The following is a 12496-nucleotide window of genomic DNA, read 5'->3' on the forward strand; positions in this document are numbered from 1 at the left end:
AATTATATTGGCTACAAAGATATGAATAATTGCGCATAAAAAGTAGTACGTTTGTTATTGAATTTAAAAAAAGGATGTATTTTTGTTGGGTATTACACGTGAAATCAAAACAATGAGGCATAAAACAAACCGGGCAATTGTATTTTTTTGTTTGTTATTACTGTTAACGGGCTGTAAACAAAACACAAGCCATTCTGATTTAGCTTTTCCGGGCATGAGTTCGGACTCTGTGGAACGGTGCGCCCAGGATTCATTGTTTACCAATACTCAATATTCACGTCATCTGTTGCGACAAGCCTTGTCGGGCACCTCTGACAGCCTATCCTATTACCGGCTTTTATCATTCTATTCCAAATCTTATTTTGTTACGGCGGATTTTGATTCAATCTGGTATTATAATCAGTTTATTAAGCGCTTTTGTGACAAGGTTACACCTTCGCCGGAGGTGCATGATTTACTTTCTACCGTCTATAATATGGAGGGTAACGTCCTGATGCAGCGCACCCAGCCCGACTCTGCAATTATTTCCTATGAAAAAGCATATAGAGAAAGGTTACAAGGAAAGGAACCGGACTATCTGCCGGACTTATGCATAAATCTGGCAGATGCCAATGTTCATAAAGGGGATTATACGTATGCTGCGTATTATTATCGTCGGGCCTTGTTTCTTTGTGATTCTCTCGGATTGCCGGATCGTAATAAGTTTCCGGTTTACTATGGTCTTGGACAGACATACATGGAATTACGCGATTTTGAACTTTCCAATCATTATTATGAGTTGGCCGGGGCTTTTTTTGACCGGATGAGTGTTTCTGAGAAATGGACTTATCTGAATAACCGGGGAAATCATTTTTATTATAAGAAAGATTACCCTCAGGCTGTCTGTTACATCAGTCGTGCATTGGATGTGGTAGAGTCTTATCCGCAAATGGTTTTTGAGCAGAATCTGTGTAAGGCAAATCTCGGTGAGCTTTATGTGATAACTAATAAACTGGACTCTGCGCAACTATACCTGGACGAAAGTTATAGGTTCTTCTCCGAAATCGGGAATCAATCGGCACTCTATTACATAGAGACACAAATGATTGAGCTTGCGCTCAAAAAGGGGAATGTAGCTCTTGCCGGACAAATTATCAAGCGCTCGGCCAATTATGGGCATATAGATGCCAATATGATAAACATACGTAATCACTACCTTCAGCATTATTACGAACGGGTAGGGGATTATAAAAAGGCTTATGAATATCAGAAATACGATCTTCAACTTAATGATTCTATTCGCAATGAACGGGTTCGTACTCGCGTTGCAGAATTAGATATGCGTTATCGGCAGGATACGATTGTGATGCGTAGAGAGTTGGTGATTGAGAAGCAAAGAGGAGAGATGAAGGAACTGAAACTGACAGCATATATATGGGCTTTGGTTTGCATTGTATCTGTTGTCGTAGCAGGATGTATTTATTGGTATATGAAGAAGAAGCGCATGTTTCTTCAGGAACGGCATATCAATCAGATCGGGCGTCTTCGCATGGAGAATATTCGAAACCGTATTTCACCCCATTTTACATTTAATGTGCTGAATCGTGAGATTAGTCAGTTTAAGGGTGACGGGGCTTTGTGTGATGATCTTACGGAGCTGGTCAGGCTGCTTCGTAAGAGTTTGGAGTTTACGGAGAAACTTAGCGTTTCTCTTTATGATGAACTGGAATTTGTGAAAACCTATATTCGTCTAGAGCAGGGACGGCTCGGAGATGATTTTTCAATGGATATAAAGATCGAAGGGGGCTTGGATATTCAACAAGTGATCATCCCCTCAATGATTGTACAGATACCGGTAGAGAATGCGTTAAAACATGGGCTGTCCGGAATCGAAGGTTTAAAGTCGCTCCGCATATCAGTCTGCCGGAGAGGCAATGGTATACTGGTTGATATTTGTGATAATGGGCGTGGATATTCACCACAAACTATGTCATCTGCGCGTGGAACAGGAACAGGGTTGAAAGTGCTTTATCAGACTATTCAACTATTAAATGATAAGAATCGCGAGAAAATACGTTTTGAAATCAAGAATCTGGTGAATAATGGACAGACCGGGACACAAGTTCTAATCTATATACCATTGGATTATTCTTACAATTTATAAAGATAGGAAATTATGTATAAGGTGATCATTATAGATGATGAGAAGGCGGCTATTGAGACCTTGCGCCGGGATCTGGAGGTGCAGGCTGATCTGGAAATAAAAGGGACTGCCGGGAATGGCGCAAAAGGGAAGAAACTTATTATGGATATACATCCCGATCTTTTGTTCCTGGATATAGAGTTGCCTGATATTCAGGGAATCCGTTTGCTTAGTGAGATTCGTGAACAGGTGTTGTGGGATATGAAAGTCGTTTTCTATACTGCCTATGATAAATATTTGTTGCAGGCATTACGTGAGTCAGCCTTTGATTATCTACTGAAACCTTATGATGCGAAAGAATTGAATCTGATCATTGAACGTTACCGCAAGGCAATGGCCTCTACTCAACCTATACCGTCTTTTGCTTCTGCTATAAGTACTTTGGTGCCTGGTAGGGACCTGTTTATGATTAGTACAGTAACAGGGTTTAGATTTCTTCGCCTTGAAGAAATAGGTTATTTTGAATATTTGAAAGATAAGCGGTTGTGGCAGGTGGAGCTTTTTAATCAAACGAAACTTTGTCTGAAGAAAAATACGACGGCTGACGATATAATCGGTTATTCTAACGCATTTGTACAAATCAGTCAGTCGGCTATTATCAATATCAATTATCTGGCCATGATAAAGAGTAAACAGTGCTTGCTTTATCCCCCTTTTAGTGATAAAGAAGACTTAATTATTTCACGCGGATTCTTGAAAGAGTTACAAGAACGCTTTTGTATTATTTGAAGTTTTTCTGTCGGATAAACTCTTATTTTACCGCTTATACTCTGGCTGTAACCATATAATCGGCTTTCTGATAAAAAAGAGTTGCTATGCTTTTACTTTGATTGTATCTTTGTGAGGTACGATTACTCTTAAAAAAACAACCGAAATGAACAGTATTAAACAATTCTCTTGATAGTTAACTGGTTGGGTAAAGCCGGAGCTTTTTGTGAAAAAACTCCGGCTGTTTTATGATGTTGTTATCTCAAATAATCTTTTTTATTTCTTCTTATGTTTCACGTGACACAAAAAAAGACCGAAGCTCTCAGCAACGGTCTTTTTTAGAGTATTTAATGTGTTAGATCTTTAAGAAAGAGTAAAGTGTTTGGAGATTATAGATTAGGGTTATCCATTGTAACGGTCATCTCCGGAGCCAGTATAAATTCACTTTTCCGGTTATTCCATTTATAATAGTTTGTGGTAATGGTTTTGCCTTCGTACGTATAGCGAACCAGCAAATCGTTCTCCCAATTATTTTTATTGCTGTTCCATTTCATAGTCTGACTTTCAATCATGCGTTTATTGTCATCGTATTTATAGTTATATTTCATATAATTGGCCAGGGAAGAGCCTTCTTTCTTATAAACGGTTTGTCCTATTAACATGCCGTTTTCTTCTTCGGAGTTATAAATAAGATTGTTATCATAGTTCCGGGCGGAAACTGCAACGCTGCTTACCAAAAGAACTGCTGACAATGCTACTGTTTTTAAAAATCCTGTTGTTTTCATGATATCTGTTTTTAAGTCTTTAAATTGTCATATTTCTACCATTTGTTGGCTTTAACGGTGGCAAAGTTACATATTAAACGGATATAAATGCATAAAATCGAAGAAAATTTATCATATTGTCAGTGTTGAGGCCTTTGAGTTACTTTCTTTTTGATAAGTATGCTGACAAAAAGATATCCGGCAGATTGTTTGCCGGATATTTATATAAACAGTAAGCATTTTTAGATGGATCTTTCATAGCTTTCTGTACGAATAGTTAATGATTGTTATCAATGTGCCTCCAGCCAGTTTGTACCCCATCCGCAATCTGCTTTTAAGGGAACATGCATACGGTAGGCTTTCTCCATTTCCTCAATAACCACTTGCTCTACCATTTCTTTCTCTTTTGCCGGTACACTGAAATTCAACTCATCGTGTACTTGCAAAATCATTTTTGCTTTCAGGCCTTCTGCTTTGAAGCGTTCATAAATACGTGCCATAGCAACTTTGATTATGTCAGCTGCGCTTCCCTGTATCGGAGCATTGATGGCATTTCGCTCTGCGTATCCGCGTACTACGGCATTACGGGAGTTAATATCCGGTAAAAAGCGTTTGCGATGAAAAATCGTTTCCACATAACCGTGCTCGCGTGCCACCTGGATACTCTTGTCCATATAGGATTTTACTTGCGGATAGGTTTCAAAATAACCGTCTATCAGCTCTTTGGCTTCTTTGCGGTCGACATTCATGCGTTCCGCCAGGCCAAATACGGAGATACCGTAGATAATACCGAAATTGGCAGTCTTGGCCTTACGGCGCATATCGGCGGTAACCTCTTTTATATCTACCTTATAAATCTTGGCAGCTGTAGCCGCATGAATATCATAGCCACTGAGGAAAGCATCGATCATGTTTTTATCTTTACTCAGGTGTGCCATTATGCGTAGCTCAATCTGTGAATAGTCGGCGGAGAAGAAACTGCAACCGTCATCCGGAATAAAAGCTTTGCGTATCTCTTTACCGTCTTCGTCCCGGATCGGGATATTCTGCAGGTTAGGGTTACTTGAACTCAATCTTCCTGTTGCGGTAACGGTCTGGTTAAAGGAGGTGTGTATACGTCCGGTTTGGGGATTGATCAATTGCGGCAGAGCATCGATATAAGTACTTAATAGTTTCTTAAGTCCCCGATATTCCAGAATCTTACCGATGATGTCGTGCTTATTTCGCAAGCTCTCCAATACCTCTTCTGAGGTGACGTACTGTCCGGTTTTTGTTTTTTTAGCTTTCTCTACTATTTTCAATTTATCAAAAAGTATCTCTCCTACCTGTTTGGGAGATGCAATGTTGAATTCTCCTTCGGCGAGAGTATAAATTTCTTTTTCGATACTTTGCAGTCTCGTAGTGAAGTGTTCCGACGATTGTTTCAGAGCCTCCGTATCTAAACGCACTCCGTTGCTCTCGATATTGACAAGAACAGGGACCAGAGGCATTTCGATTTCATAGAATAACTTCTCGGCATCATTTTTCTTTAATTCCTGTTCCAGTATATTTTTAAGTTTTAGTGTAACGTCTGCATCTTCGCAGGCGTACAGATAAACTCCTTGAGGGGAGAGGTTGCGCATATTTTTCTGCCCTTTGCCTTTTGGCCCTATTAACTCTTCAATATGTATGGTTTGATAATGCAGATAGATTTCAGCCAGATAATCCATGTTATGACGGAGTTCGGGTTGGAGGACATAATGTGCTACCATGGTATCGAAGAGTTTACCTCGGACTTCAATCCCATAGTTTTGCAGAACGAGCATGTCGTACTTTATATTCTGACCGACCTTGAGTGACTTCTCGTTTTTGAAGACAGGTTCGAATTCCCGAACGATTTTGATTGCCTCTTCCCGTTCGGCAGGTACCGGAACGTAAAATGCTTGATTTTCGATAATACTAAAACTCATTCCAACCAATTCTGCATCCATTGGATCCGTTCCGGTGGTTTCCGTATCTAACGCAAGAATTTCGGATGTAAGTAGTTTTTTAATAATTTCGTTTCTTTTCTCCTCTGTATCAATTAATTGGTAGTCGTAGCTTAATGAATTTAAGCTTTCCAGATTTGATTTTTTTTCTTCATTCGTATGATCGGGCGTAAATTCTTCAAAGAGATTGCCTTGAACCGGGCCGTTTTCCTGATTAAATAATGTACCGGCGATAGGGGAGGCAGGTGATGATTCTTTTTTGAATATCCGTTCCATCAATGTGCGGAATTCCAGCTCTTCAAATATTTTACGCAACGTGTCCTCGTCTGCTTGTTCACGGACGAGTGAGTTCATATCGAGCCGGATAGGTACATCCACTTTGATTGTTGCCAGGAATTTGGAGAAAAGAATCATTTCCCGATTCGTCTCGACTTTTGTCTTCAGTGCTCCTTTCAACTGATCGGTATGTTCAAGCAGATTTTCTATACTCCCAAACTCGGCAATTAATTTTTGGGCAGTTTTTTCTCCCACACCCGGACACCCCGGAATATTATCGGAAGAGTCGCCCATCAGTCCGAGCATATCTATCACTTGTGCCGGCGATTGAATCTCGAATTTAGCTTTTACTTGTTCTACCCCCATAACTTCAAATTCTTTGTCTCCATATTTGGGGCGATACATAAATACATGATCCGTTACCAACTGACCATAGTCCTTGTCAGGAGTCATCATATAAGTAGTGATACCCTGATTGCCGGCTTCTGTTGCCAGAGTTCCGATTACATCGTCCGCTTCATATCCCGCTACCTCCAGGATGGGGATTCGGTAAGCCTTGATAATATCTTTTATAATAGGTACCGAAAGACGGATTGCTTCCGGAGTTTCTTCGCGTTGAGCTTTATATTGTTCAAAAGCTTCGTGACGAAATGTAGGTCCCGGTGGATCGAATGCAACTCCAATGTGGGTGGGGTTCTCTTTCTTCAGCACCTCTTCCAGAGTGTTTACGAATCCCAGTATGGCTGAAGTATTAAAACCCTTGGAATTAATGCGGGGATTTTTAATGAACGCATAGTACGCCCGATAGATAAGAGCATAAGCATCCAAGAGGAATAGTTTGCTGTTTTGATTCATATTTTTCAGTTTTTTCATGGTAAAAGTACAAAAAAATACCGTATTAACCGTTTTATTATTACTTTTGTGCTCAAATAGTGTGTGCATGGATAGCTTATCTTTAATAAAGTCCCCGATTATTACGGAGCTGGAAGATTTCAAAAATCTATTTGATAGTTCTCTGTCCAGTTCAAATCTTTTGCTTAATAATGTGATTGCTCACATCCGGCAGAGGAATGGTAAGATGATGCGTCCTATCCTTGTGTTGCTTGTAGCAAAGCTTTACGGAGAAATAAAGCCTGCGACTTTACATGCGGCGGTATCCCTTGAACTTCTTCATACGGCAAGTCTGGTACACGATGATGTGGTAGACGAAAGTACAGAGCGTCGCGGACAGTTATCAGTAAATGCTATTTTTAATAATAAAGTAGCAGTGCTGGTAGGCGACTTTCTTTTGGCAACAAGTCTGGTGCATGCCGAACGCACTCGCAATCATGATATAATTGGTGTGGTAGCGTGTTTGGGGCAAGATTTGGCGGAAGGGGAGATACTCCAACTCTCTAATGTTAGTAACCGGGAATATTCCGAGACAATTTACTTTGATGTGATCCGTAAGAAGACGGCTGCTCTTTTTGCTGCATGTACCAAAGCTGCCGCTCTTTCAGTCGAAACTACCGATGAAAAGGCTGAATTTGCACGCCTTTTTGGTGAGAATATTGGAATTTGCTTTCAGATTAAAGACGATATATTCGATTATTTTGAGAGTAAAGAGATCGGTAAACCGACCGGAAATGACATGTTGGAAGGTAAGCTGACTTTGCCTGCTTTATATGTGCTTAATACCACTACTGATGCATGGGCTCAGGAAATGGCGCTTAAGGTAAAAGACGGTACGGCTACAGTAGACGAAATTACCCGTTTGATCGAGTTTATCAAGCAAAACGGAGGAATAGAATATGCTGTAAAAGTGATGTATGAATACAAAGAGCGTGCTCTTGATTTATTGCGTACTCTACCGGATTCGGCAGTGAAGACGTCCTTGATTACATACTTGGATTATGTAGTCGATCGTGATAAATAAGTTTCTTATCTATTTCAGTGTTCTCTTTTTCCATGGACTATCCGGGTTCTCTGTGGCTTGGCGGTAAAGATGGATGCATTGTTCCTGTTTTCCTTTCTCTGTAGCCTCCATTGCTTGTCCTAATAAGAAACTTTTTCCTACTTCAGTCCAATTATTAAACGCTTGTGTGCATTGCCGTCCGGCCGAGCAGATATAGTTCCATGCAAGGCTTTCTTCTATAAATCCCGCATCATAGGCTATGCGTATCAGGCATACCATTCTCCCCATATCCCATGCAAGCACCCCTCTTTTCAGGTCTTCTTCTACGATTTCTATGGTTTGATCGGATTTTATACAAGTGATGAAATTATGTAGATTGTTGCATTTTAGAATGAAAAGTTCTATGCCGAAGAAACGTTCCCGTATTCTTTTTTCCAATTCTTCCGGATTATATTTTGCTACTAAAAAGGGTAGGAGAATGCTGAATGAGGTGCGGTCACCTTCATCATGCAGGAAGTGGATCATCTCGATAACAGCCGTTTCATTTTTGATTCTGGGACTTCTTAAAAGAAGTTTAGATAAGGTTTCTTTGCTTGCTCCGGTTGTAAGACTATCTACGTAGAGATTTTCTTGTAAACTGGGAATCAAGCTGATTAATAGACCCGTTTCTTTTGCGTTCTCTAAATTCTCCCTTTGTTGGTTCCGGTTGAATTGTTGAAATAATGCTTGTTCTGCCATACTCTTGTTTATTTTAATTCTTTGTTAACCGAAAAGCGTGAGAACTGTTGCTCTGTATCTTTCCTGGGGCTTCGGCAAGCCGTTATGATGATACAAGCAACAGTCTCACGCTCCGTTCGATATATAACAAGAGTATATACGTGAAGGTGCGTGAGACCCGTTTGCTTATTACCTTTCATAACATGAATTTTGCCGAATTCCAGGAAAAAGATAATAATTGAAACGTTCTCTAATACAATGAATTAGCCTATTCTCTATGGGCTAATATCAGCACAAAGATAGAAAAATCTTCTGACTTCTTCGTAGGTAACTTTAGTTTTTCTTAAATAAAAATACCGTGTCACCCCACATTAATAAAAGGGACGACACGGCATGGCATATTTGATTGCTAATGTGTAGCCTTTAGAAGAATTTTAGTTCTTCACCTTTGATTTCAGACAGGAGCAGATTTGCCAAACGGCTGGTTCCCAAACGGAACAGTTTGTTACTGAGCCATTCTTCACCTAATATCTCTTTTACAATGGTATAATAAATCAAGGCATCATTTACGCTGTTAATACCGCCGGCAGGTTTAAAACCTATTTTATTTCCGGTTTGTTCGTGGTATTCTTTAATGGCCTGGCACATTACATAAGCTGCTTCCGGAGTTGCTGCCGGTTGCTGTTTTCCGGTGGATGTTTTGATGAAATCGGCTCCGGAATACATCGATAGAATAGAAGCTTTTTTAATGTTAGAGGCAGTCTTTAGAGCCCCTGTTTCAAGGATTACTTTCAGATGATGTTCTTTACAAGTTTCCTTTAGCTCCATAATTTCTTCACACATCGTTTCGTAGTCACCGCTTAGAAATGCCCCTACAGGAATTACGATATCTATTTCGTCGGCTCCGTCAGCCACTGCCATTGCGGTTTCTGCTATCTTTATTTCAGTAAATGTTTGCGAAGAGGGGAATCCGCCTGATACGCAAGCAATATTTACACCTTCCACTTCGAGTGTATCTTTTACCACCTGTGCAAAATTAGGATATACACAGATTGCCGCAACGTTCTTCAGATCAGGAAATTCATTATCGAACTGATTCACTTTTTCAGTGAATCTCATGACGCTTTCATCGCTGTCTGTCGTATTGAGTGTAGTCAGATCAATGCAGTTGAAAAGGAATTTTTTTACCTCCTCCGTATTGTTCTCCGGTACTTTTTTATCGATTAATGCTGCAACTTGAGCCTGTACGTCAGCATCGTTCAGTTGCGTGTTGTACTTAGCCAGAGCGGTCAGGTACTTGTCTTGAGGAGTATCATTCATTTCCATGTTCTCTCAGTTTTGGATTGTTGATATGTCTTTTATTATCTCTTTGAGTTTTCTTTTCCAGATTTCGTGCAAATGCCTCTGTGAGGTTTACGCCGGTTTGGTTCGCGATACACAGGAGCACCCAGAGTACGTCTGTTATTTCGTCACTGATGTTGTCTTTTTCGCCTTCCTTAAAAGATTGATCGCCATATTTGCGAGCCATAATGCGGGCCAATTCGCCTACTTCTTCCGTGAGAACAGCCATATTGGTCAGTTCGCTGAAATAACGTACACCGTATTCGTGTATCCACGAATCGACGGCTTTCTGTGCTTCTTCTAATGTCATTATTCCTTGTTTTTGGTATCAATACAAATAGTTACAGGCCCATCGTTCAATAATTCTACTTTCATATCGGCTCCGAATTCTCCTGTTCCCACTTCCTTTCCTAATGCACAACTCAAATCTTTGCAGAATTGTTCATAAAGCGGGATTGATATTTCCGGTTTGGCGGCCTTAATATAGGATGGACGGTTTCCTTTTTTTGTAGATGCGTGTAGCGTAAACTGACTGATTACCAATATATCACCTCCTGCATCTAAGATTGATCTATTCATAACTCCGTTTTCGTCATCAAAGATGCGGAGATTTACGATTTTCTTGCATAGCCAGTCAATATCCTCCTGTCCGTCCGTATCTTCAATACCTGTCAGAATCATCATTCCTTCCCGAATTGCGGATTTACAGTGTCCGTCAATTGTGACTGAAGCGTGGCTGACGCGTTGTATAACTACTCTCATTCGAATTATATTGCTTAATCTTTACTATTGCAAAGATAGCTATTTTTAGCGATTATTGAGACCCTCTTTTACGATTTTTGCCTTCGATTCACCTATTACCGTGGCCACTTCTTCCATAGAAGCTTCTTTGATACGTTTTACGCTTTTGAACTCTTTCAGCAGGAGGGTTTTCGTTTTCTCCCCGATTCCCTTGATGCTGTCCAGAGCGGATGATACCTGTCGTTTACTACGTTTGTCTCTATGGAAAGTAATGGCGAAGCGGTGTACTTCATCCTGGATCTGTTCCAATAGCCGGAATAAGGGGCTATGCTGTTTGATGCCGATTGTTTGAGGTGGGAAACCGAAAAGCACTTCAGAAGTTCGGTGTTTGCGGTCTTTGGCAAGCCCGGCAATAGGGATGTCCAGTTGCAACTCTTCCATTACTTGTCTGACTACCTCCATTTGCCCCTTTCCACCGTCAGTGATAATCAGGTCGGGCAGGGGAGATTCTTCCTCTAAGACGCGTTGGTATCGTCTTCTGACAACCTCTTTCATTGAGGCATAATCATCGGCACCTACAACTGTTTTGATATTGTATTTTCTGTAATCGTTCTTTGATGGCTTTGCTTTCTTAAAGACTACGCAGGCTGCCACTGCATCTGTCCCCTGGATATTTGAGTTATCAAAACATTCTATTTGCATCGGCAATCTGTCCAGATGTAGCTCCTGCTGAATCTCCTTCATCAGACGCATACTGCGTTGTTCGGGATTCAGTTTTTCAGCTTGCTTCATCCTGTCAGCCTTATATTGTTTTACGTTGAGTAGAGATAGTTCCAGCAGCTTCTTTTTATCGCCTCGCTGAGGTATGGTGAATGTGACGTTGTTCAACTCCATTTCTATATCGAAAGGAACGATAATCTCACGTGAAGCGCTTTTGTAACGTTCTCTCATTTCGATAATGCCCAATGTGAGCAGTTCTTCTTTTGTTTCATTCAGTTTCTTCTTGTACTCAAAAGTGAAAGCCTGATTGATAGCTCCGTTTGTGATATGGAGATAGTTGATGAAAGCTGATTTCTCACCGTCTTCTTCGATCGAGAATACATCTATGTTATGCAGTACCGAACTGACAACCTCGGATTTCGAACGGTAATTTTCGATTAATGCGTATTTTTCTTTCACCTTTTGTGCTTCCTCGAATTTCATTTCAGCGGCTAATTCCTGCATCTGTTGGTACAGCATTTTGCTTATTTCCTGAGTATTCCCTTTAAGGATCTCTTTTATTTCAGAGATGTTTTTCAGGTATTCTTCTTGTGATTGCAGTCCGATGCATGGTCCGGCACAGTTCTTGATGTGATATTCAAGGCATACATTGAACTTCCCTGCACGAATATTCTCAGGTGAAAGGTTTAGGCTACATGTGCGTAAAGGGTATAAGTGCTTTATCAAATCGAGTACGGCATGCATGGACGGAGCGTGACTATATGGGCCGTAATAGGATGAACCATTTCGGATGATACGCCTGGTTTTGAATACTCTTGGAAAGTATTCGTTCTGTACACAGATGGACGGATATGTTTTATCGTCTTTCAGCAGGACATTGTAGCGCGGCTTATACTTCTTGATCAGGTTGTTTTCAAGCAGTAACGCGTCTTCCTCCGAGTTTACCACGATGTAGCGTATGTCTGCGATCTTGCTTACTAATACACGGGTTTTTCCGGGTTGATGTTCTTTGCTGAAATAGGAATTAACTCTTCGTTTCAGGTTTTTTGCTTTTCCTACATAGATAATGGTGCCTTCGGCATTCAGATATTGATAAATGCCGGGCTTTTCAGGAAGGTTTGAAACAATCCCTTTTAAGTATTCGCTGGTTTTAAGTTCTTGATCTGTATCCATAAAAAAGGGCATA

10 protein-coding genes are annotated in these 12496 nt (G+C 40.5%); 3 read left to right on the forward strand and 7 right to left on the reverse strand.

The features are described 5' to 3' along the window. The first annotated feature begins 112 nt into the window (after positions 1-112). Together FDF36_RS12435 and FDF36_RS12440 are read left to right on the forward strand one after the other, a co-directional pair. Positions 113-2143 carry a tetratricopeptide repeat-containing sensor histidine kinase gene (locus FDF36_RS12435; RefSeq protein ID WP_220391533.1) on the forward strand — a complete coding sequence of 677 codons (2031 nt, stop codon included), beginning with the start codon at positions 113-115 and terminating at the stop codon, positions 2141-2143. Positions 2144-2155: 12 nt separating this feature from the next. Further along, positions 2156-2911 carry a LytR/AlgR family response regulator transcription factor gene (locus FDF36_RS12440; RefSeq protein WP_220391534.1) on the forward strand — a complete coding sequence of 252 codons (756 nt, stop codon included), beginning with the start codon at positions 2156-2158 and terminating at the stop codon, positions 2909-2911. Between the two features lie 368 nt (positions 2912-3279). Here the strand turns inward: FDF36_RS12440 and FDF36_RS12445 are convergent, their stop codons facing one another. Together FDF36_RS12445 and polA are read right to left on the reverse strand one after the other, a co-directional pair. Then, positions 3280-3675, reverse strand: a complete 396-nt coding sequence (locus tag FDF36_RS12445; protein ID WP_005783692.1) for a DUF3836 domain-containing protein — start codon at positions 3673-3675, stop codon at positions 3280-3282. Between the two features lie 269 nt (positions 3676-3944). Continuing rightward, the gene (polA, locus tag FDF36_RS12450; RefSeq protein WP_220391535.1) at positions 3945-6752 is read right to left on the reverse strand and encodes a DNA polymerase I; all 2808 of its coding nucleotides are present in this window, start codon (positions 6750-6752) and stop codon (positions 3945-3947) included. Positions 6753-6837: 85 nt separating this feature from the next. Here polA and FDF36_RS12455 point away from each other — a divergent pair, with 85 nt between their 5' ends. Then, entirely contained in the window at positions 6838-7812 is a 975-nt protein-coding gene (locus FDF36_RS12455; RefSeq protein ID WP_220391536.1) for a polyprenyl synthetase family protein, read from the forward strand. A 9-nt stretch (positions 7813-7821) separates the two neighbouring features. On the opposite strand, the gene FDF36_RS12460 is transcribed toward FDF36_RS12455, so the two are convergent. From FDF36_RS12460 to uvrC, 5 genes are all read right to left on the reverse strand, one after another. Further along, positions 7822-8529, reverse strand: a complete 708-nt coding sequence (locus FDF36_RS12460; RefSeq protein ID WP_220391537.1) for a DUF1266 domain-containing protein — start codon at positions 8527-8529, stop codon at positions 7822-7824. A 402-nt stretch (positions 8530-8931) separates the two neighbouring features. Continuing rightward, positions 8932-9834, reverse strand: coding sequence for a deoxyribose-phosphate aldolase (deoC, locus tag FDF36_RS12465; protein ID WP_220391538.1), 903 nt, complete (start codon positions 9832-9834; stop codon positions 8932-8934). Beyond that, the gene (locus tag FDF36_RS12470) at positions 9821-10159 is read right to left on the reverse strand and encodes a nucleotide pyrophosphohydrolase (RefSeq protein ID WP_005779634.1); all 339 of its coding nucleotides are present in this window, start codon (positions 10157-10159) and stop codon (positions 9821-9823) included. The genes deoC and FDF36_RS12470 overlap by 14 nt, the downstream gene beginning before the upstream one ends. After that, positions 10159-10611 (reverse strand): D-aminoacyl-tRNA deacylase, encoded by a 453-nt coding sequence (gene dtd, locus FDF36_RS12475; protein WP_022011644.1) that lies wholly within the window; start codon positions 10609-10611, stop codon positions 10159-10161. The genes FDF36_RS12470 and dtd overlap by 1 nt, the downstream gene beginning before the upstream one ends. Before the next feature lie 45 nt (positions 10612-10656). Next, positions 10657-12483, reverse strand: a complete 1827-nt coding sequence (uvrC, locus tag FDF36_RS12480; protein WP_220391539.1) for an excinuclease ABC subunit UvrC — start codon at positions 12481-12483, stop codon at positions 10657-10659. Positions 12484-12496: the final 13 nt, after the last annotated feature.

The sequence above is a fragment of the Bacteroides fragilis genome (genome assembly GCF_019583405.1).
Lineage (GTDB): Bacteria > Bacteroidota > Bacteroidia > Bacteroidales > Bacteroidaceae > Bacteroides > Bacteroides fragilis_B.

Bases quoted from the DNA above. Each gene is read 5' to 3' on its own strand.
- FDF36_RS12435 (WP_220391533.1), top strand. From the start codon at position 113: ATGAGGCATAAAACAAACCGGGCAATTGTATTTTTTTGTTTGTTATTA.
- FDF36_RS12440 (WP_220391534.1), top strand. From the start codon at position 2,156: ATGTATAAGGTGATCATTATAGATGATGAGAAGGCGGCTATTGAGACC.
- FDF36_RS12445 (WP_005783692.1), bottom strand. From the start codon at position 3,675: ATGAAAACAACAGGATTTTTAAAAACAGTAGCATTGTCAGCAGTTCTT.
- polA (WP_220391535.1), bottom strand. From the start codon at position 6,752: ATGAATCAAAACAGCAAACTATTCCTCTTGGATGCTTATGCTCTTATC.
- FDF36_RS12455 (WP_220391536.1), top strand. From the start codon at position 6,838: ATGGATAGCTTATCTTTAATAAAGTCCCCGATTATTACGGAGCTGGAA.
- FDF36_RS12460 (WP_220391537.1), bottom strand. From the start codon at position 8,529: ATGGCAGAACAAGCATTATTTCAACAATTCAACCGGAACCAACAAAGG.
- deoC (WP_220391538.1), bottom strand. From the start codon at position 9,834: ATGGAAATGAATGATACTCCTCAAGACAAGTACCTGACCGCTCTGGCT.
- FDF36_RS12470 (WP_005779634.1), bottom strand. From the start codon at position 10,159: ATGACATTAGAAGAAGCACAGAAAGCCGTCGATTCGTGGATACACGAA.
- dtd (WP_022011644.1), bottom strand. From the start codon at position 10,611: ATGAGAGTAGTTATACAACGCGTCAGCCACGCTTCAGTCACAATTGAC.
- uvrC (WP_220391539.1), bottom strand. From the start codon at position 12,483: ATGGATACAGATCAAGAACTTAAAACCAGCGAATACTTAAAAGGGATT.